At 35.3% G+C, this 21,625-nt stretch carries 21 protein-coding genes; 11 read left to right on the top strand and 10 right to left on the bottom strand.

The window, feature by feature from the left end; genetic code table 11:
* Positions 1-3: 3 nt before the first annotated feature.
* The 7 genes from IE155_RS10045 to gyrA form a co-directional block, all read right to left on the bottom strand.
* Positions 4-240, bottom strand: coding sequence for a lipopolysaccharide assembly protein LapA domain-containing protein (locus tag IE155_RS10045; RefSeq protein ID WP_189378125.1), 237 nt, complete (start codon positions 238-240; stop codon positions 4-6).
* Between the two features lie 72 nt (positions 241-312).
* Positions 313-600 carry an integration host factor subunit beta gene (gene ihfB / locus IE155_RS10040; protein ID WP_189378124.1) on the bottom strand — a complete coding sequence of 96 codons (288 nt, stop codon included), beginning with the start codon at positions 598-600 and terminating at the stop codon, positions 313-315.
* A gap of 91 nt (positions 601-691) precedes the next feature.
* The gene (gene rpsA / locus IE155_RS10035; protein WP_189378123.1) at positions 692-2,353 is read right to left on the bottom strand and encodes a 30S ribosomal protein S1; all 1,662 of its coding nucleotides are present in this window, start codon (positions 2,351-2,353) and stop codon (positions 692-694) included.
* A gap of 114 nt (positions 2,354-2,467) precedes the next feature.
* Complete coding sequence (gene cmk, locus IE155_RS10030) at positions 2,468-3,163, bottom strand: (d)CMP kinase (RefSeq protein ID WP_189378122.1); 696 nt, start codon at positions 3,161-3,163, stop codon at positions 2,468-2,470.
* An 83-nt stretch (positions 3,164-3,246) separates the two neighbouring features.
* Complete coding sequence (gene aroA, locus IE155_RS10025) at positions 3,247-4,527, bottom strand: 3-phosphoshikimate 1-carboxyvinyltransferase (protein WP_189378121.1); 1,281 nt, start codon at positions 4,525-4,527, stop codon at positions 3,247-3,249.
* A gap of 1 nt (position 4,528) precedes the next feature.
* Entirely contained in the window at positions 4,529-5,614 is a 1,086-nt protein-coding gene (gene serC, locus IE155_RS10020; protein WP_189378120.1) for a 3-phosphoserine/phosphohydroxythreonine transaminase, read from the bottom strand.
* Between the two features lie 93 nt (positions 5,615-5,707).
* Complete coding sequence (gyrA, locus tag IE155_RS10015) at positions 5,708-8,431, bottom strand: DNA topoisomerase (ATP-hydrolyzing) subunit A (protein WP_189378119.1); 2,724 nt, start codon at positions 8,429-8,431, stop codon at positions 5,708-5,710.
* A 471-nt stretch (positions 8,432-8,902) separates the two neighbouring features.
* Here gyrA and ubiG point away from each other — a divergent pair, with 471 nt between their 5' ends.
* The 5 genes from ubiG (at position 8,903) to yfaE (ending at position 14,553) form a co-directional block, all read left to right on the top strand.
* Positions 8,903-9,610, top strand: coding sequence for a bifunctional 2-polyprenyl-6-hydroxyphenol methylase/3-demethylubiquinol 3-O-methyltransferase UbiG (gene ubiG, locus IE155_RS10010; RefSeq protein WP_189378118.1), 708 nt, complete (start codon positions 8,903-8,905; stop codon positions 9,608-9,610).
* Entirely contained in the window at positions 9,592-10,278 is a 687-nt protein-coding gene (locus IE155_RS10005; protein WP_229817209.1) for an HAD family hydrolase, read from the top strand. The genes ubiG and IE155_RS10005 overlap by 19 nt, the downstream gene beginning before the upstream one ends.
* A 406-nt stretch (positions 10,279-10,684) precedes the next feature.
* Positions 10,685-12,958, top strand: coding sequence for a class 1a ribonucleoside-diphosphate reductase subunit alpha (gene nrdA, locus IE155_RS10000; RefSeq protein WP_189378117.1), 2,274 nt, complete (start codon positions 10,685-10,687; stop codon positions 12,956-12,958).
* A 110-nt stretch (positions 12,959-13,068) separates the two neighbouring features.
* Positions 13,069-14,199, top strand: a complete 1,131-nt coding sequence (gene nrdB, locus IE155_RS09995) for a class Ia ribonucleoside-diphosphate reductase subunit beta (protein WP_189378116.1) — start codon at positions 13,069-13,071, stop codon at positions 14,197-14,199.
* Positions 14,200-14,232: 33 nt separating this feature from the next.
* The gene (yfaE, locus tag IE155_RS09990) at positions 14,233-14,553 is read left to right on the top strand and encodes a class I ribonucleotide reductase maintenance protein YfaE (RefSeq protein WP_229817207.1); all 321 of its coding nucleotides are present in this window, start codon (positions 14,233-14,235) and stop codon (positions 14,551-14,553) included.
* Between the two features lie 55 nt (positions 14,554-14,608).
* Here the strand turns inward: yfaE and IE155_RS09985 are convergent, their stop codons facing one another.
* Positions 14,609-15,943, bottom strand: a complete 1,335-nt coding sequence (locus IE155_RS09985) for a diguanylate cyclase (protein WP_189378115.1) — start codon at positions 15,941-15,943, stop codon at positions 14,609-14,611.
* Between the two features lie 307 nt (positions 15,944-16,250).
* Between IE155_RS09985 and IE155_RS09980 the strand changes: the two genes are divergently transcribed.
* The 5 genes from IE155_RS09980 to IE155_RS09960 all read left to right on the top strand — a co-directional run bounded on the left by IE155_RS09980 (position 16,251) and on the right by IE155_RS09960 (position 19,731).
* Entirely contained in the window at positions 16,251-17,471 is a 1,221-nt protein-coding gene (locus tag IE155_RS09980) for a M24 family metallopeptidase (RefSeq protein ID WP_189378114.1), read from the top strand.
* Between the two features lie 133 nt (positions 17,472-17,604).
* Entirely contained in the window at positions 17,605-18,180 is a 576-nt protein-coding gene (locus tag IE155_RS09975; RefSeq protein WP_189378113.1) for a septation protein A, read from the top strand.
* A 10-nt stretch (positions 18,181-18,190) separates the two neighbouring features.
* Positions 18,191-18,493 (top strand): YciI family protein, encoded by a 303-nt coding sequence (locus tag IE155_RS09970; protein ID WP_189378112.1) that lies wholly within the window; start codon positions 18,191-18,193, stop codon positions 18,491-18,493.
* The gene (locus tag IE155_RS09965) at positions 18,490-18,909 is read left to right on the top strand and encodes a lysozyme inhibitor LprI family protein (RefSeq protein ID WP_189378111.1); all 420 of its coding nucleotides are present in this window, start codon (positions 18,490-18,492) and stop codon (positions 18,907-18,909) included. Before IE155_RS09970 ends, IE155_RS09965 begins: the two co-directional genes overlap by 4 nt.
* A 360-nt stretch (positions 18,910-19,269) precedes the next feature.
* Entirely contained in the window at positions 19,270-19,731 is a 462-nt protein-coding gene (locus IE155_RS09960; RefSeq protein ID WP_189378110.1) for a hypothetical protein, read from the top strand.
* A gap of 24 nt (positions 19,732-19,755) precedes the next feature.
* Here IE155_RS09960 and IE155_RS09955 read toward each other — a convergent pair whose 3' ends face one another.
* Positions 19,756-20,430: a substrate-binding periplasmic protein gene (locus tag IE155_RS09955; protein ID WP_189378109.1), complete on the bottom strand. Its 675-nt coding sequence runs from the start codon at positions 20,428-20,430 to the stop codon at positions 19,756-19,758.
* Positions 20,431-20,602: 172 nt separating this feature from the next.
* Here IE155_RS09955 and IE155_RS09950 point away from each other — a divergent pair, with 172 nt between their 5' ends.
* Positions 20,603-21,154, top strand: a complete 552-nt coding sequence (locus tag IE155_RS09950; RefSeq protein ID WP_189378108.1) for a YchJ family protein — start codon at positions 20,603-20,605, stop codon at positions 21,152-21,154.
* Here the strand turns inward: IE155_RS09950 and IE155_RS09945 are convergent.
* Complete coding sequence (locus IE155_RS09945; RefSeq protein WP_229817206.1) at positions 21,090-21,602, bottom strand: VC2046/SO_2500 family protein; 513 nt, start codon at positions 21,600-21,602, stop codon at positions 21,090-21,092. The genes IE155_RS09950 and IE155_RS09945 overlap by 65 nt on opposite strands.
* Positions 21,603-21,625: the final 23 nt, after the last annotated feature.

Here is a 21,625-nt window from a genome sequence, read left to right as displayed (position 1 = left end):
ATTCTATTTTTCAATGGATGGTTTTTTAGGTTTAACACGCCTTACTAATTTCCACAAAAGAGCAAATAGCAAGCCTAATATAAAACCAATAACAGTAAACAAACTAACCGCTGCCGCAACTGTTAATTCTGTGCGAGCAATTAGATAATTTAAAGTTAATGTCTGTTCATTTTGACTACCAAAAATGAATGCAACAACTAATAATAAAATAATAACAATTAACGTAAGATAAAGTCTCACGGTACTATCCCTTTAAGCCAAGTGAAAAAAAACGGCATGCGATAGCATGCCGTTTAATAGTAAACTTTTCAATTACGATAACGAGAGGTTAACTCTTTCCCGTAATTCTTTACCAGGTTTAAAATGCGGAACATACTTACCAGATAAGCTAACTGACTCACCTGTTTTAGGGTTACGCCCAATGCGTGGAGCACGATAATGTAAGGAAAAACTACCAAATCCACGAATTTCAATACGATCACCTTTAGACAAGGTTTGTACCATCATTTCAAGAATTTCTTTTATCGCTTGTTCTACATCTTTCGCAGACAAATGACTTAATTTATCCGCTAATCTTTCAATGAGTTCTGACTTGGTCATTAGACCTCCCAGTGTCATTTAGCATCACGCCAATGGTTTTAAATTAAAGAAGAGCTTTTACTTAAAGCTCTTCTCCGGTTCCTGGCTAAAATTAACTTTTAGCGTTTTTAAACGCTTCAGCCATTGCACTTAAACCAGAATCTTCAGGTTGGTTTAAGTTTTCCATAGCATCGCGCTCATCTGCTTGATCTTTCGCTTTAATAGATAAGCTAATTGAACGGTTCTTACGGTCAACACCCATAAACTTAGTTTCAACGCTATCACCAACTGATAATTCAGTTGTAGCATCTTCAATACGATCACGAGAGATGTCAGATACACGTAAGTAGCCTTCAACACCTTCAGCTAATTCAATTTTAGCGCCTTTAGCGTCAACTTCAACTATCTTACCTGTAACAATAGCACCTTTTTTAGTATCTGCAAGGTATTGATTAAACGGATCATCTTCAGTTTGCTTAACGCCTAATGAAATACGCTCACGTTCTGGATCAACTTGTAATACAACTGCTGAGATTTCATCACCTTTCTTGTATTCACGAACAGCTTCTTCACCGCCAGCCCATGAAATATCAGATAAGTGAACAAGACCGTCAATGCCACCATCAAGACCGATAAAGATACCAAAATCAGTAATTGATTTGATCTTACCAGAAACTTTATCACCTTTGTTGAAGTTCTTAGCAAACTCTTCCCAAGGGTTCGGGATACATTGTTTAAGGCCTAATGAAATACGACGACGTTCTTCGTCAATTTCAAGTACCATAACTTCAACAGTATCACCTAAGTTAACAACTTTAGATGGGTGGATGTTTTTGTTAGTCCAATCCATTTCAGAAACGTGAACTAAACCTTCAACGCCTTCTTGAATCTCAACGAAACAACCATAGTCAGTTAAGTTAGTTACACGACCAGAAAGTTTAGCACCTTCAGGGTAACGCTTAGCGATAGCAACCCATGGATCTTCGCCTAACTGCTTCATACCTAATGAAACACGTGTGCGGTCACGGTCAAATTTCAATACTTTAACTTGAATTTCATCACCAACATTTACGATTTCACTTGGGTGTTTAACACGCTTCCAAGCCATATCTGTAATGTGTAATAAACCGTCAATGCCACCTAAATCAACGAATGCACCGTAGTCAGTAAGGTTCTTAACGATACCTTTAACTTCCATGCCTTCTGCTAATGACTCTAATAATTGATCACGTTCTACACTGCTTTCTGATTCGATAACTGCGCGACGAGAAACAACAACGTTATTACGCTTTTGATCAAGCTTAATAACTTTAAATTCTAAATCTTTTCCTTCAAGGTGAGCTGTGTCACGAATTGGACGAACATCAACTAATGATCCTGGTAAGAAAGCACGAATGTTGCTAACTTCAACCGTGAAACCACCTTTAACTTTACCGTTGATAACACCGATAACAGTTTCTTTTTCTTCGTATGCTTTTTCAAGCACTTGCCATGCTTCATGACGTTTTGCTTTTTCACGAGAAAGAATTGTTTCACCGAAACCATCATCAGTTGCATCTAATGCAACATCAATTTCGTCACCAACATTAATTTCTACTTCACCGGCAGTATTTTTAAACTGATCGATAGAAATTACGCTTTCAGATTTTAAGCCGGCGTCAACTAAAACGTTGTCTTTGTTGATGGCTACCACAGTTCCTTTAATAATAGAACCTGGACGTGTTTCGATTTCTTTTAAACTTTCTTCAAAAAGTTGTGCAAAATTTTCAGTCATAATGTGTATATGAACTCAGTGTTTAATCCAATCTACTTACATGTATCATGGGGTTATTAATAAAACCTATTGCATCCATACGCTAGGTTGTTTGTAAAAAACTAATGCTCAGAATTAAGAATTAGCCGTTTGTGTTAATTTTTCATTAGTAAATGACAAAATTTTATCAACCACTTCATCTATAGAAAGGTCAGTAGAATCAAGCATTAACGCACCTTCTGCAGGTATAAGCGGAGCCACCTTACGGTTTTGATCTCGCTCATCCCGTTGACGTATGTCATCCAAAAGGCGCCCGATTTTAACATCAAAGCCTTTTGCTTTCAACTGATTAAATCTTCTCTGCGCTCGCTCTTCCGCGCTCGCAGTCAAAAAGACCTTTACTGGTGCTGTGGTAAATACCACTGTCCCCATATCTCGACCATCAGCAACTAAACCAGGGGCACTTTTGAAAGCTCTTTGGCGACGAAGTAACGCTTCTCGAACTCTTGGAAATGCAGCTACTTTTGATGCAAGCTCTCCAATTTCTTCGGTACGAATGATCTCAGTAACATTCTCACCTTCAAGTATCACTTTACTTTCGCCTGAAGAGCTAATTTCAAATTGCACATCTAAATGGGCAGCAATAGGGATAAGTGGCTCTTCTTCTTCAACACCTAAATGATGATGCTGGCTAGCAACAGCAAGTACTCGATAAATAGCACCACTATCAAGTAAATGCCAACCAAGTTTTTCTGCAACTAAGCGTGCTGCTGTCCCCTTACCCGCGCCACTTGGGCCATCTATCGTGATTACTGGAATATTTTCCTGCATACATTTATCTCCTAATGTTGCAAATCGGCGAGATTATACGGCAATTAGATTTCAAAATCGCGAAAAAATTAAACTGTTACAAATTAGCACGAAACTTCAGCTAATTTAGTAAAGTAATCTGGAAAAGTTTTTGCCGTACACTTAGGATCATTAATTGTGACAGGTGTATCACTTAACGCAACCAATGAAAAACACATTGCAACTCTATGATCGTCATAAGTATCAATTTCTGCATGTTTAATGGTTTCTGGTGGTGTAATTGAAATAAAGTCTTCACCTTCTATCACTTCTGCGCCAACTTTACGCAACTCTGTTGCCATGGCAAATAAGCGATCTGTTTCTTTTACTCGCCAGTTATATATATTTCTAATTGATGTTGTACCTTTAGCAAAAAGCGCGGTAGTGGCAATAGTCATAGCTGCATCAGGAATATGATTCATATCCATATCAATTGCATTCAATGGTTTGCCAATAACAGTGATTGATTCATCATTCCAAATAACATCAGCCCCCATTTTTTCTAAAACATCCGCAAAGTGCTTATCACCTTGAACACTTAGCTTACCAACACCGTGAACAGTTATTTCTCCACCTTTAATAGCACCGGCTGCCAAAAAATATGATGCTGAAGAAGCATCGCCTTCAACCATATAACTTTCAACAGATTGATAAGATTGGTTACCTTTAACATGAAATGACTGATAGTCGTTATTTTCAACATTAACACCAAATCGCTGCATAATATTAAGAGTAATATCAATATAAGGCTTTGAGACTAATTCTCCTTCAATTTCTATTTGGGTATCGCAATCAAGTAAAGGAGTAATCATCAAAATAGCCGTTAAAAATTGGCTAGATATTGAACCATCAATTGTTACGGTTTTAGCAGATAAGTTTTTACCTTTTATTCTTACTGGCGGATAATCGGTATTTTCTAAATATTCAATATCAGCATTTAGTTGTTGTAATGCATCAACTAAATGCCCAATAGGTCTTTCTTTCATTCTTGGTTCGCCCGTTAAGACAAACTCACCTTCGCTCGCAGCGAGTGCTGCGCACAAAGGACGCATAGCAGTACCTGCATTACCTAAATATAATTCAGTAGGCTCATCTACTTTAAAAAAACCATTATTACCGGTAACTATGCATTCGGTTCCGCAATCACTCAACGTATATTTAATACCAAGGCTAGTTAATGCGTTTAACATATGTTTAATGTCATCGCTTACCAATAAATTGGTAATTTTGGTTGTACCTTTAGCTAACGCGGCAATTAATAACGCACGATTAGATAAACTTTTTGAACCTGGTAAAAATACTTCGCCGTTGATTCTGCCAATTGGATTTAATGTTAACTGTTCCATACTAGCTATTTTCCTTTTCAAATTCGTGCATAAATTCTACTAATTTCTGTACACCTTCAATCGGCATCGCATTATAAATACTCGCGCGCATACCTCCCACCATTCTGTGTCCTGCAAGTGCTAATAACCCTGCGTCTTCAGCTTGGCTAAGAAAAGCGTTATTGAGTGACTCATCATTCAACCAAAAAGGTACATTCATTAAACTACGATGTTGCGGCACAATATCGTTACGATAAAAACTACTGCTATCCACATAACGATAAATTAATTCAGCCTTTTCTTTATTTATTTTTTGAATAGCCTTAACACCACCTACAGAATGTAACCACTCAAACACTAACCCTGCTAAATACCAAGCATATGTTGGGGGAGTATTGTACATAGAGCCATTATCAGCTTCTGTTTGATAATTTAATATACATGGTGTACTAATATGAGCATTACCTAGAAGATCGTCTCTGACAATAACAATAGTTAAACCTGAAGGGCCAATATTTTTTTGGGCACCGGCATAAATTAAACCAAACTTTGAAACATCTATTTCTCTCGATAAAATAGTAGAAGACAGATCAGCAACCAAAGGTACGCCATGGCTTTCAGGTATTTCAAACAGCTCAAGTCCGTCTACGGTTTCATTAGGGCAATAATGTACATAAGCAGCCTCAGGGCTTAATGACCATTGTGCTGGATCTTGTATTTGTCGCTTACCATTTAATTCTTCTACAACATTAATCGTATTTATTTGTCCAAAATTAGCAGCTTCTAGAGCTGCTGCTTTCGACCATGCCCCTGTCACCACGTAGTCAGCACTTTTATTTTTAGGTAAAAGGTTAAGAGGGACGGCTGAAAACTGTCCACGTCCGCCACCATGACAAAATAAAACCTTATAATTATCAGGAATACACATTAATTGACGTAAATCCGATTCCGCCTTCGATGCTACAGCCATAAACTCTTTACTACGATGGCTAAGTTCCATTACGGAACAACCTGTGTTGTTCCAATTAATAAACTCAGATTGCGCTTTAACCATCACTGGCGCTGGCAACATAGCAGGTCCAGCACAGAAATTATAGACAGCAGACATACGTTTTAACTTCCTTCTCTATATTTAAAATAATTTATTTTAGTCAAAAAAATAGGCGGTTTAACCGCCTATTTAGTGTTTACTCAGCGGTAACTACTCATGGTTATCGCCTTCGTTGAGTTCATTACTTTCTTCAGGCTCAGGTGTTTCATTTGATGATGATGTTACCACTTCTTCTGTAGATACATTTTCACCATCTTCACCTTCATAAATAAGTGATTCGTCTTCTTCAATTTCATCAATACGCTGTAAAGCAACAACGTGTTCTTCTTCTGCAGTACGAATAATACGAACACCTTGAGTATTACGGCCAATAACACTGACTTCATTAACACGTGTACGAACAAGTGTACCGTTATCTGTGATCAGCATTATTTCATCAAGCTCTTCCACTTGTACTGCACCTACAACAGGTCCATTACGATCACTAACTTTGATTGATACAACACCTTTTGTCGCACGACTTTTTGCTGGATACTCTGCTAAATCAGTACGTTTACCATAGCCATTCTGTGTAATAGTTAAGATAGCACCATCGTTTTTAGGCACAATTAATGAAACAACTTTTTGATCACCTTCAAGTCTAATTCCACGAACACCAGTTGCTGTACGTCCCATTGCCCTTAAGGCATGAACCTCTTCACCTGTTTCAGGATCAAGCTTCACTTCACCAGTTTCACTATCACGAGCTTTTTCGTTAAAACGAACAACTTTACCAGCATCTGAGAACAACATAATGTCATTTTCACCGTTAGTAATATCAACACCAATTAATGTGTCGTCATCACGTAAGTTAAGGGCAATAATACCATTGGCTCTTTGGTTAGAGTACGCGGTTAATGGCGTTTTCTTCACTGTGCCAGAAGCAGTTGCCATGATAATAAATTTATCATCTTCATATTCACGAACCGGAAGAATCGCAGTGATCTTTTCATCACTATCTAAAGGCAATAAGTTGACAATAGGTCGGCCACGAGCCGTACGGCTTGCCAATGGTAATTGATACACTTTTAACCAATATAGTTTTCCACGGTTAGAAAAACATAAAATCGTATCATGGGTATTTGCAACAAGTAACCTTTCAATGAAATCTTCTTCTTTCATTTTCGTTGCAGCTTTGCCTTTACCACCTCGACGCTGTGCTTGATAATCTGAAAGTACTTGATATTTTACATAACCTTCATTTGATAAGGTCACAACAACATCTTCTTCACATATTAAATCTTCTAAAGATAAATCATGTGAAGCATTAGTTATTTCAGTGCGGCGTTCATCACCAAATTCATCACGAATAGCTTCTAACTCTTCTCGAATAACTTCCATTAATCGTTCAGGGCTCGCTAAAATATGCATCAATTCGCCAATAAGGTCTAATAACGCTTTGTACTCACTTAGAATTTTTTCATGTTCCATGCCTGACAATTTATATAACTGTAGGTCAACAATTGCTTTGGCTTGTTCAGCAGTTAGATAATATAAACCGTCACGAATACCATATTGAGGTTCTAACCATTCAGGGCGGGCGGCATCGGTACCTGCACTAGCAAGCATTCCACTTACATTACCTAATTCCCAACCTTGTGCGATTAGCTTTTCTTCGGCTTCTTTTCTATTACTTGATTCTTTAATCAGTTTGATTATCGGATCAATATTGGCTAATGCAATAGAAAGACCTTCAAGAATATGGGCACGCTCACGAGCTTTACGTAATTCAAATATGGTTCGACGTGTAACAACTTCACGACGATGAAGAACAAACGCTTCAAGCATTTCTTTAAGGTTAAATAACTTAGGTTGACCATTGGTTAACGCAACCATATTTAAACCAAACGAGACTTGCATTTGAGTAAGTTTATATAAGTTATTTAAAACAACTTCACCTACTTCTCCACGTTTAATTTCTATCACCATACGCATACCATCTTTATCAGATTCATCACGTAAAGCAGAAATACCTTCAAGACGTTTTTCTTTAACAAGCTCAGCCATTTTTTCTATTAAGCGAGCTTTGTTTACTTGGTATGGAAGTTCATGAACAATAATGGTTTCTTTGCCCGACTTATCATCAACTTCGATGTCAGCAAGTGCACGAATTTTTATTTTACCACGGCCTGTTTTATAGGCCTCTTCAATGCCTGCTCTACCACTGATAATACCTGCAGTTGGAAAGTCAGGGCCAGGTATGTAATCAATTAGTTCATCAATAGTGATATCGTTATTTTCGATATAAGCTAAACAACCATTGATCACTTCAGTTAAGTTATGCGGTGGTATATTCGTTGCCATACCTACAGCAATCCCCGACGTACCATTAACTAGTAAGTTAGGAATACGTGTTGGCATTACAGCGGGTATATGCTCAGTCCCATCATAGTTAGGTACAAAGTCTACCGTTTCTTTATCAAGGTCTGCGAGAATTGAGTGCGATATCTTCGCCATGCGAATTTCGGTATAACGCATTGCTGCAGCTGAGTCACCATCAACAGAACCGAAGTTACCTTGTCCGTCAACTAACATATAACGAAGTGAGAAAGGCTGAGCCATACGAACAATCGTGTCGTAAACTGCGATGTCACCATGTGGGTGATACTTACCTATTACATCACCAACCACACGGGCTGACTTTTTATAAGGTTTATTATAATCATTACCCAATACGTTCATCGCAAATAAAACACGACGATGTACAGGCTTTAATCCATCGCGAACATCAGGTAATGCTCGTCCTACAATTACACTCATTGCATAATCTAAGTAGGAACTTTTCAGCTCATCCTCAATATTGACAGGAAGAATTTCTTTAGCCAGATCAGTCATAAAACGGCGGTATCCCTAAAATAAATTTTGACATTATTATTGTTAATAAGGCCTGTATGCTAACACAAAGTCATCATCATACCCTACTCTTTATGACCTGACATTTTGCGCTGGTTACGTCATCTTTTCAAGTGAAAATTACTTTGACTATCTATTACCACTAATTAATTGTTTTTATTGATAATTAATTGTTATGAATAAATCAGAATCTATACCAAAACAGTAATTGAACATTAATTAATCATCTTTATTTAATATTTAATTTTTGCCGTTTGCTTTCCCTTAATATTTCTTGCTATTTAACACACTTTATTTCTCATCTTAAAACAATCATCAAACAGCTTATTTTATATATTAATTACTCATTTCACTTTATTAATGACATATAAAAATCAACTTTATAACTTGCGGGGAAGATATAATCGTTTAGAATCTTGCTCAATTTTAGTTTATCACTAACGACCTAAACCTATGTCACAGACAATTAATGTAAACCCAGAAGAGATAGCTAAGTTTGAGAAAGTAGCTCACCAATGGTGGGACTTAGCCGGTGATTTCAAACCTCTCCATCAAATTAATCCAATTCGCCAGCAATTTATTATTCAACATCTCGGTGATATCTTTGATAAAAGCATTGTGGATGTTGGTTGTGGTGGAGGAATTTTAGCAGAGAGCTTAGCTAAATTAGGAGCGAATGTAACGGGCATTGATATGGGGGAAGAGCCTCTTAATATAGCTAAATTACATGCACTTGAAACGGGGGTTAAGGTTGATTATCAACAAATTCCAGCTGAGCAATTTGCATTAGAGCACCCTGAATGTTTAGACGCTGTAACCTGCATGGAAATGTTAGAACATGTACCCAATCCGTCTTCTGTTATTAAGGCTTGTGCCGACATGGTTAAACCTGGTGGCTATGTATTCTTTTCAACACTAAATAAAACACTTAAATCATATTTACTGGCTATAGTTGCAGCTGAAAAAATATTAAAAATTGTACCTGATGGTACGCATGAACATGACAAATTTATTCGCCCTTCTCAACTCATAAACTGGGCAGAAAAATATGGACTAAAATGTATTGATGCAGCAGGTATTCATTACAACCCGATCACTGAAAATCATAAGCTTAATAATGATTTGGATGTTAATTATATTTTATGCTGTCAAAAGGTTTAATGATGCCAAGTTCACTAACTACACAAGCTGTTTTATTCGATTTAGACGGTACATTACTTGATACAGCTAACGATTTAGGTGAAAGTTTAAACTATGTTTTAACACAATATGACTTACCCATAATTAAACGCGCATCATATAGACCTATAGCTTCTGATGGTGCTAAAGGCTTACTAGAATTAGGTTTTAAAGATAAACTTAGCTCATATAATTTTGACCAACTACGTCACGAATTTTTGACTTACTACGAACAAAACATTGCTGAAAATACTGAGATTTATTCTGGGGTAATTGAACTTATCCAATATTTAGAAGCTAATGACATAGCATGGGGAATAGTTACCAATAAACCTGAAAATTTAACATTAAAATTACTACCAAGCTTTCCTGAATTTAATCAATGCCAAGTTATTGTTGGTGGTGATACTCTATCGAAAAGAAAGCCAGATCCGGAACCTTTACTGCACGCATGTCAGCAAATAAACGTTGATCCTAAACACACTCTCTATGTTGGAGATGCTCCTCGAGATATAGAAGCAGGGAATGCGGCCAACATGACAACAATAATTGCACAATGGGGCTATATACTAAACCCCGAGGAATGTGCTCAGTGGGCGAGTGATTTTAGCTGTGAATCCCCATTAGAAATTAAAGCGTTGATTAAATAAGCAAGCTGTACCTTTATTGAGCAAAATATATAAACAACTGATTTTAAAATTAAAAATATTTTATATTCTTATTTGAGATATGTTTATAACCAAATTGATTAAAGCTTTTTATTCACTAAAAATAATATCAAAAAAGCATTGCCTTTTTATAAAATCAAAATTAAAAAGCGGTACTCAGTTAGTCATTACTAACCCCGCTTTTAGATATATAAAGTTGATAAAAATTTAAACTGTTTTACCCCTTGCAATCAAACCTAAACCTCATTATCTTGTGATAACACTTTGCATAAAACCCTAGATATAGTGTTTTATCGTTTTTGGGGATTTTCATATAACCATGCGGTATTTCAAAGTGCTAGCAATCCATCGGGATAACTAAAATAATAACTAGATTTACAGGATCTTCATGAATAACAATCTTTTTGTAACCAAGCGCAACGGCAAAAAAGAACTCATCGATTTAGAAAAAATTCATAAAGTTATTGCATGGGCTGCTCAAGGCTTAAATAACGTATCTGTGTCTCAGGTAGAATTAAAATCACACATTCAATTTTATGATGGCATTAAAACTGAAGATATTCATGAAACTATCATCAAGTCTGCCGCTGATCTTATCTCAGAGGACACACCAGATTATCAATTTTTATCTGCTCGTTTAGCTATATTTCATTTACGTAAAAAAGCCTACGGCCAATTTGAACCGCCTACTCTTTATTCTCATGTCGTAAAGATGGTTAATACAGGTAAATATGATCAACACTTACTAGAAGATTATAGCCAAGCTGAATTTGAAAAAATGGAGTGCTTCTTAGATCATAGTCGTGATCTCACATTTAGCTATGCTGCAGTAAAACAACTAGAAGGTAAATACTTAGTACAGAATCGAGTAACTGGTGAAATTTATGAAAGTGCACAATTTCTCTATTTATTAGTTGCAGCCTGCCTATTCGCTAAATATTCTGCTGAAACACGTTTAACTTATGTTGAAGGTTTTTATAATGCTATTTCAACATATAAAATATCACTACCAACTCCTATAATGGCTGGTGTTCGTACACCAACAAGACAATTTTCATCATGTGTATTAATTGAATGTGGCGATAGTTTAGATTCAATTAACGCCACTTCAAGTTCTATTGTAAAATATGTTTCACAACGTGCAGGCATTGGAATTAATGCTGGACGTATTCGTGCACTAGGAAGCACTATTAGAAATGGTGAAGCATTTCACACAGGTTGTATTCCTTTTTACAAGCATTTTCAAACTGCAGTTAAAAGTTGCTCTCAAGGTGGCGTTAGAGGTGGTGCTGCTACCCTTTTCTACCCTTTATGGCATTTAGAAGTGGAGAGCTTGCTAGTTTTGAAAAACAACCGAGGAGTTGAAGAAAACCGGGTTCGACACTTAGATTACGGCGTGCAGTTTAATAAAGTTATGTATCAGCGTTTGATAAAAGGTGAATCAATTACTTTATTTAGCCCAAGCGATGTACCTGGCTTATATGATGCGTTTTTTGAAGATCAAGATAAGTTTGAACAACTTTACCTTCAATATGAAGCTGATGATAGTATTCGCAAAAAACGTATAAAAGCGATAGAACTATTCACATTGTTTGCTCAAGAGCGAGCAAGCACTGGTCGTATTTATTTACAAAACGTTGACCACTGTAATACTCATAGTCCGTTCATTCCGACTATGGCTCCGATTCGTCAAAGTAACTTATGTTTAGAAATTGCACTACCTACAAAGCCAATGAATGATGTAAATGATCCTAACGGTGAAATTGCGTTATGTACTTTATCGGCATTCAACTTAGGGGCAATTAAGAGCCTAGATGAATTAGAAGGACTTGCAGACCTTGCTATACGTGCACTAGACAGCTTACTAGATTATCAAGACTATCCAGTTCCAGCAGCCCGAAATGCAACGATGGGACGAAGAACTCTAGGTATAGGGGTTATAAACTACGCTTATTATTTAGCTAAAAATGGCGTATTCTATTCTAATGGTAGTGCAAATAACTTAACACATAGAACCTTTGAAGCTATTCAATACTATTTACTAAAAGCGTCGAACGAGCTAGCGAAGGAACAAGGCGCTTGTCCTAAATTTAATGAAACACGCCTTTCACAAGGTATTTTACCTATTGATACCTATAAACGTGAAATAGATAAAATAACAGCTGAGCCTTTACACCTTGATTGGGAAGCATTAAGAGCTAGTATTAAGGAGCATGGGGTAAGAAACTCAACAGTTTCTGCATTAATGCCTTCTGAGACATCCTCACAAATATCAAACGCCACCAACGGTATAGAGCCTCCTCGAGGACTTATTAGTGTAAAAGCTAGTAAAGATGGAACATTAAAACAAGTAGTACCAGAGTATGAAACCTTAAAAGGTAACTACGAATTATTGTGGAATATACCAAGCAATGAAGGTTACTTAGAGCTTGTAGGCATTATGCAAAAGTTTGTTGATCAAACTATTTCAGCAAATACCAATTACGACCCTGCCAAATATGATGGTGGTAAAGTACCTGTAAAACAAATTTTACAAGATATTTTAACCGCTTATAAACTGGGTATTAAAACCTTGTATTACCACAACACCCGAGACGGTGCTGCAGATAGTCATATCGAGCAAGAAGATGCTGATTGCGAAGGCGGCGCTTGTAAAATTTAATAATAGTAATTATCGCAAGTATCACTACTTGCGATATTTCCCTTAAAATAATAATAATCTGTTTATGATTCGTCAAAAATTGGTAAATATGGCGAATCAAGGAGTAATAAATGACCTATACTACATTTAACCAAAACCCAAATAATGCATTGCTAGAACCAATGTTTATGGGAAATAGTGTTAATGTTGCCCGTTATGACCAGCAGAGGTTTGTTGCATTTGAGAAGCTTATTGAAAAGCAACTTTCTTTTTTCTGGCGTCCTGAAGAAATTGATGTATCAAAAGATCGTGCTGACTGGCAAAGCTTAACTCCTTCTGAACAACATATATTCATTTCAAATTTAAAATACCAAACACTCTTAGACAGTATGGCTGCTCGTTCAGTTAATGCAGTATTACTACCATTAGTATCTTTACCAGAAGTGGAAACTTGGGTTGAGACATGGGCATTTAGTGAAACTATACATTCACGTTCATATACACATATTTTAAGAAATTTATTCTCAGATCCTAGTGCTGTTTTTGATGATATTGTTGTTAATCCCGCTATTTTAAAACGTGCTACTAGCATTGCAAAATATTTTGATTCGGTAATTATTACAACTCAATTATTACAATCACAAGGTGAAGGCACCTATGAAGTTGATGGCGAAACTTTAGAGGTAAATGAGCGTAAATTAAAAGAGCGCTTATACCTTGCTATATGTTCAGTCAATGCATTAGAAGCTATCCGTTTTTATGTAAGTTTTGCATGTTCATTTGCTTTCGCTGAACGTGAGTTACTTGAAGGTAATGCTAAAATTATCAAATTAATTGCGCGTGATGAAGCCTTACATTTAACCGGAACTCAGCATATTTTAAATAATTGGTTATCGGGTAAAGATGATCCTGAAATGAAAGAAATCGCATTACAATTACGTAATGAAGGATTGCAAATATTTCTTGATGTGGTTGAACAAGAAAAAGAATGGGCTCAATACCTATTTAAAGACGGTTCAATGATTGGTTTAAACGCAGAAATTTTAAATCAATACATTGAATATATTTGTAACCAACGCTTATCGGCTATTGGTTATGATGCTCCGTTTGATATAAAGAGTAACCCTCTCCCATGGATGAATGCTTATTTAGTCAGTGATAATGTTCAAGTAGCTCCACAAGAGTCAGAAATATCGAGTTATTTAGTTGGGCAAGTAGACTCATCAGTATCAAGTGACGACTTCGACGGTTTTGACTTATAACATTATGTCCTTTCTTATCTTATTAGTTTGTCCTTGCACTTAGCCGTATTAGTTATGGGGCAAGCTAATAATAAATTAACAGATCAAATACCTATAGTTGAGCATGTTGTCACGGTTAATAATGACAAAGTATCTTTCTCTGTTGATGATAAAACACTATTAAATTGTTTAGAAAAAAATAATATCGATGTACATTACCATTGTCGAGATGGTTTTTGTGGTGCGTGCCGAGTCACACTCAATAAAGGGCAAGTGTGCTATCCTAACGGAGAGCCATTAGCATTCGTTGGCGATAACGAAATCCTAACCTGCTGCTGTATTCCAACCTCAGATATTAAAATAACACTCGAATAGTATTAAAGAAATATCTTGAGATAGTATTTATCACTTCAACTTAGAGACAACTCACTCAAAGCTTAGATGACAGTTTCGCTTCTAGCCCTGTAAGTACTTTATCTAAAGCTAAGGCTACTGGCTTATATAAGTATTCAAACTCTTGGTTATTTTGCTCATTCGTTGCCAAATCAAGTGCTTTAGTATGATTAAATAATTCCATTGCGCCTATAGAGCATGAAACACCCTTTAGCGTATGAGTGAGTGACTTAAGTGTTAAAATATCATTATCACTTATTGCTTGAGCAATTTTAGCTTTATCCTGACCATGATCTTGATAAAACATGACTAAAATCTCCTCAAATAAACTCTCATCACCAAGCACATTATTTATCCCAATATCAATATCAATACCTGGATACTTGACTTCTACATCATTGTTTAACTGCCGATATTCCATTTTTTGATGCTCCTTTGTGCTTTTAGTCACTCCAGCTTTTTCACTACTAGGTGAGTTAGACTCAGTGATGGTTCTATTGCGCCCTGCCGATTTAGCCTGGTACATCAACTTATCTGAATCACGCATCAAATCATCAAGGCTAAATTCAGATTCTTTCGATACCGTCAATCCAATACTGACAGTAATTGTTATTTCCGTATTTGATTTATCATCCAACGTAATCACTAATTCCGATAAGCTTTTACGAAATCTTTCACATGCATCAAATGCATGGGTAATGCTAATATTAGGCATACAAACAGCGAATTCCTCACCACCTATTCGTCCCACGACATCATAATCGCGAAAACAAGAAGTAAGTAAGTCTGCAAACTCAACCAGTACGCGATCACCGGCTTCATGACCATAGGTATCATTAACTTTTTTAAAGTGATCAATATCTAACATAGCCACAGCAGTTTGATGCTTATTCCTTTTGGCATGGCTGATGGCTTTATTAGCTAATTCCTCATACCCGACACGATTATTAACATGCGTTAAACTATCAGTTCTCAGTAATGATTCTAATTTTTGAGTTTTTTCTTTTAAACGTAACGCATTGCGGATACGCGCAAGCAATACTTTCGCAATATAAGGCTTAGTAACATAATCTTCAGCGCCAATATCTAACATTTTTACCACATCATTTTCATCAGCAGATGAAGATAGCATTATAACTGGTGGTGAAAACTCCGTACGAGTTATATGGGTTAATACTTCGGTTCCAGAAACATTTGGCATATGTAGATCTAACAACACCAGATCAACAGCCTGTTTATTTAATATTTCAAGTGCTTGAGCTCCTCCATTAGCAGCTATCACTTTATAACCCGCTTGAATGAGATCAAACTCAAGCAACATTAACGTATCTTTGGCATCATCAATCACTAAAATTGTACTATTATTACTCACCACTATCCTTAATATCTTCTGAAATTGAATATTAACGTTTTAATTATAGTCAATATTCAATAATGTTTACATTAGCAATTACAGGAATGCAATTTAAAAGCACCTACTCGGTAATTGTATTTTTATACTTACTATTTTTTATATTCTCAATATGAAATTAGCATACCTTATTTTTCATATAATTTTATTAAATGCCCATAAATTAAACAGAATTTAGGTAATTAACATTAAATAACACTAAATTGTATACAATATGTAAGTATTATTTTAAAATTATCTTATTATAAAGAATAACAACGAGGTTGATATGACTATTGGCGTTGGCGGTTCAACCGCTGAAATTGAATTAGCAAAACTAGAAAATATGACTGGTGAAGTTACCGCTATTAGTGAACAAGAATATAAACAGCGCATAGAAAAAGCACAGAACCTAATGAAGGCACAAGGTATTTCTGCAACTTACTTAAATGCTGGCACTAATCTTTACTATTTTACTGGTACTCGCTGGTACGCAAGTGAGCGCTTGGTTGGGGCTATCTTACCTGCCGAAGGAGATATAGAGTACATTTCACCTTACTTTGAAATAAACACATTAAATCAATATATGACTGTTAAAGGTAAAATACACGGTTGGCAAGAACATGAATGCCCTTATGATTTGTGTGCAAATGTTCTAAAAACAATGGGCATCACATCAGGTAAATTAGCAATAGATGAAGCTACTGCTTTTTTCATTAGTAATGGCATTCAACAAGCAACAACAAATATAGAATTAGTCAATGCTAAAAATATTACCGCGGGTTGTCGAAGTGAGAAATCTGAACATGAAATTGCTTTACTACAAACAGCAAAAAACATGACTTTAGAAGTTCATAAATCCGTTGCCAAAATTTTACATGCTGGAATATCAACAGCAGAGGTTACCCAGTTTATTAACCAAGCACATATAAAAGTAGGAGCTCCTGCCGGTTCATACTTCTGTATTGTCCTTTTCGGCAAAGATTCATCATTTCCACATGGCGTTAAAAACCCTAAAAATTTAGCCGAAAATGATATTGTACTAATTGATACAGGGTGCCAAGTTGAAGGCTATAACTCAGACATTACCCGTACTTATGTTTTTGGTGAAGCAAGTGAACGTCAACGCACTATGTGGGAGGTTGAAAAAGCAGCACAAATTGCAGCCTTTAATGCAGCACAACTCGGCCAAAGATGCGGAAATGTAGATATTGCCGCTAGAGAATATATAGCTACACAAGGTATGGGGCCAGAATACGAAACACCTGGATGCCCTCACCGCACAGGCCATGGAATTGGCTTAGATATCCACGAATGGCCATATTTAGTTAAGAGTGACGACACGATACTTACGAAAGGCATGTGTTTTTCAAACGAACCTATGTTAGTTATTCCTGACGAGTTTGGGGTTCGACTTGAAGACCACTTTTATATGACTGACAATGGCCCTAAATGGTTTACTGAACCATCATACTCGATTGATGACCCCTTTGGTTACAGTAAGACCTAACAGCTTTCAGCCAAAAACTAGAATAAAGTCGACTTTTCTTACAAGAAATCGACTTTATTCTATATAAAAGTTTGGATCTCTCTTAAGGTTTAGATAGAATTAATCTCTATTTTCTGACTATTTTGAAGTATCTATGCACGCCATTTTTGAATACTTACCGCTAGTAATATTTTTTATCTTTTATAAATTTGCTGATATTTATTGGGCTACCGGCTCTTTAATTGTCACCTCAGCACTTCAAATTGGCTATTACCTATATAAAAAACAGGCAATTCCTAAACGTAACTTAGTCTTTTTTGCTTTAATTCTTGTTTTCGGTGGATTAACAATATTTTTTCATGATGATGCTTTCTTAAAATGGAAAGTTACCATAATCAATGCCTTATTTGCTGCTGTTCTTATTATTAGCCAAGTATTTTTTAAAAAAAATCTGATAAAAGAGATGATGTCAGAAGGTTTAACCTTACCTGATAACATTTGGGCTAGACTTAATAACGCTTGGGCACTATTCTTTTTAGTATGTGCTGTACTCAACATTTATATCGCTTATAATTTCTCATTAGAAACTTGGGTAAATTTCAAAGTATTCGGTTTAATGGGCTTAACATTTGTTTTTGCTATCGGATCAATTATGGCAATATATCAGTACTTACCTAAAGAAGAAGAAAATAATGAGTCTATTACTAAAGCAGACAATAAATCAGAATAAGTGATCATTAATGTATTATGTAATTTTTAGTCAAGATGTAGAAAATAGCTTAGATAAAAGACTTTCAGTAAGAGATAAACATCTCGCACGTTTAGCCGAATTACAATCACAAGGACGATTGCTGGTTGCGGGCCCTTGCCCTGCAATTGATAGTGAAAATCCTGGTAATGCTGGTTTTACAGGCTCAGTAATAATTGCTGAATTTAATTCATTAACTGATGCTCAATTATGGGCAGATGAAGACCCGTATATTGCCGCAGGTGTTTATTCTCAGGTAATTGTTAAGCCATATAAAAAAGTACTTCCTGCATGATAAAACCTCTCCCATTAATATTACTCTTTTTGCTTGTTATTGTGCCTATTTTTGATGTATTGGCTCAATCGTCAAGGTTTGTCAAAACGGTTGAAGCTTGTGAGAATAAACACGAAGAACCGAAAGAGTTATCAATGTGTTTTGATAGAGTAAAAGAATCTGTTGATCGAGAACTACAAACTTGGATAAATAATCAAACATTTATCTTAGAAGAGTTTTCATTGAAAACGGGAAGAAAACAACCTTTAGATATGTTCAAGCGCTCGCAAAATAACTTCATTACCTTCCGTGAAAATAACTGTCGTTGGCAATATCTACATTTATCACCTGATATATCAGCGGCCCCTGCTTATAAAAAATGTTATATAAATACAACTCAGCATCGTATTGACGAATTGAGCCAAATAAATAACTAACCTAGCATTTTTTCAATTAACTATTTTATATGACTTTTTGAAAAAAGTGACTAAAAGTTAATTAAGCTTAGCTATCCCTAACTTTCTTAATATCCCATTTTTATTTAATAAAACTACCACTCCTAATTTATTAATTTAATTTTAATTAAAACTAAAAATAGCTCATCATATCTTTTATCACGTTAAGCAGAAAACACTGTTGATGACATTAAACACTTAAGTTTAATGTCCACTATTATTATTCATTAGATATTCGCATGTACTCATTTAGAGTTAATAAAAATAATATTAAAAAAGAGTTGATCGTATTAAAAATACACTGTACTGTATGTTTATACAGTAATTTATAGGTATTTAATAATGTTCAACTCAAATTCAAATAATACAATATTAAACAACAACTTAAATTCATCATATTTAGAGAACCTAAATAATAAAGATCAAAACAAGGGGTTTAAACATGGACACTTGCGTATTATTGATGTGGAGAATGATTTTAATATATCGCAGCAATATGCAGAGATATGCCAACAATACTTTGTAGAAAATAAATGGGTTTTAATGATTAACCCAGACACGCAGCCACTTGATCAGTTAAATAAAAATATAGCAATTGATACATCAAAAATATTAAAAGTCTATGCAAATAAAGTAACTATAGTACTAGCTAATATTGAAAGTGCATTATGTAAAGGTAACTGTTCTGCCGTTGTTTTATGCAATCCTTTATTAAGTGATAAAGAAATAGAGCAACTAAGTGAGTGCGCTCAATTAAGCAAAACGTCATGTATAGTGATCAGAAACAACAGACGAATACATTAATGTAAAGTGTGAACTTAATTGTAATTACTTCTCGGCCGCTTTGATATTTCGAAGACCTTGATCTAGGAGTTTTATCAGCGGGGTTGTTTCTTGATTTTTATTAAAAGCGACATAAATATCACTTTTATGATTAATACCCCCTTGTTTGATATCATTCCTTTCTAAGCCCATTTCACGCAATGTATACTTAGCTACTTCATCAAACATAATCGCTAAATCAACACGTTTATTACGAATAAGTTGTATTATTTGTTTTTGATTTGACACTCTAATTTCATTAAATCGGTGTTTATTTTTTTCATAGTCATTACCATACTCGTATCCAATTATTAAGGCAATACTGGCCCCAGTAGGTATTTCATTTGCTGATTTAACATTCAATTTATTGGAGTTTTCATAATAAAATGAAGCCTCAGCCTGCAATATAGCCTCTTCACCAAAACTGAAGACTTTTGTAGTGCTTTCTTGTTTAGTCACATTAAATGCACCTACTACTTCTCCAACTTCAGCCAAGAATAATGCTCTTTTGTAGGGCACAACAATAAACTCAACATTTATATTAACTGATGCAAACGCCTTTTGAATTATGTCTTTAGAAATTCCATTTCCATTGATATCTGAATAAGGCGGCCAGCTATTTTCAACCGCAAGCTTAATCGATTCACTAGAAAAACAAGTACTTACTGAAAAAAAAGTCATAAAAAAAAGTAGCTTTCTGTAATACATTTTGAAAAATTATTCCTCACCTATTCGCTCTGCAGTAGTACTTTTAAAAGTTTAGCATTACTTTTTCTTTTAAGTCGTTAATTTTAAACGATTCATTCAATAAAATATGCTAAAATTACTAAAAATATTTATTTATAGCTAAGTTATGTCTTGTTATTGTGGTTCAACTATAAACTTTACACATTGTTGCCACCCTTTTCACACGGGAATACTCATTCCTGAAACACCTGAACAGCTAATGAGATCTCGTTACAGTGCATATGCTGTAAAAAACGCTGAGTATATATATAAAACTTATGCCAACTATAAACAAAAAGAAAACACTATTATTGATATATTACAATGGGCAGAACAAACGCACTGGTTAAAACTTAATATTAATGATTCGAGTCATACTGCTATAGATAATTTTAATCCACAAGTTTTACCTACGGTTATCTTTGATGCATATTATCTTCATCAACAACAATTATACAAAATGAGTGAATGCTCTCGCTTTGTTATAGAACAAAATCAATGGCGATATTTAGACGGTAATATTTTTGAACATATCAAATTAAACCACCCAAAACGAAATGACACTTGTTTTTGCTCAAGCGGTAAAAAATTTAAAAAGTGTTGTGCCAAAACTATTAAGCCATTAATGGTGCTTTTACAACAGTCTCTTGTACCGAATTCAACCATGCATCGACATTAAACGGTAACCGTTGCTTTGCTGGCTCTGATCTATGTTGCTGGCAATATAAAGAAGTGTTATCCATAACTGAACGAGGAATATGTTTAACATCATTTCTAAATGCTAATGCTTTAGGGTTAAGCGCATCAGCCAAGCGAATAGATGCTAATTGAGCATCAACGACTAATTGCCCTTGTTGAAACTGGTTAATTTCATCTAACGAATTTAAGGCTAACGGTGTAGACGGCCCAACATTAAACGTTTTTCTTAATGATTCCTCATCAACCTTATTAACTTTTTTATCGGTCAAAGGAAGTGAAAATTGACTATGTACGCAAACATCATCAACAAGCATTGATAACATTAATGAAAAATCATATCGTCGTTGACTATGAACACATTCATTAAGCTTGACGCCTAACTGCAGCTCTTCAATCAATAAACGAGAATCCAATTCTTCTATTTGCACAATAATACTCAATAAATCACATT

The sequence above is a fragment of the Thalassotalea profundi genome, from assembly GCF_014653195.1.
Lineage (GTDB): Bacteria > Pseudomonadota > Gammaproteobacteria > Enterobacterales > Alteromonadaceae > Thalassotalea_B > Thalassotalea_B profundi.
Note: the sequence above shows the minus strand (reverse complement) of the source record. Positions and strands in the feature narration are given on the sequence as shown.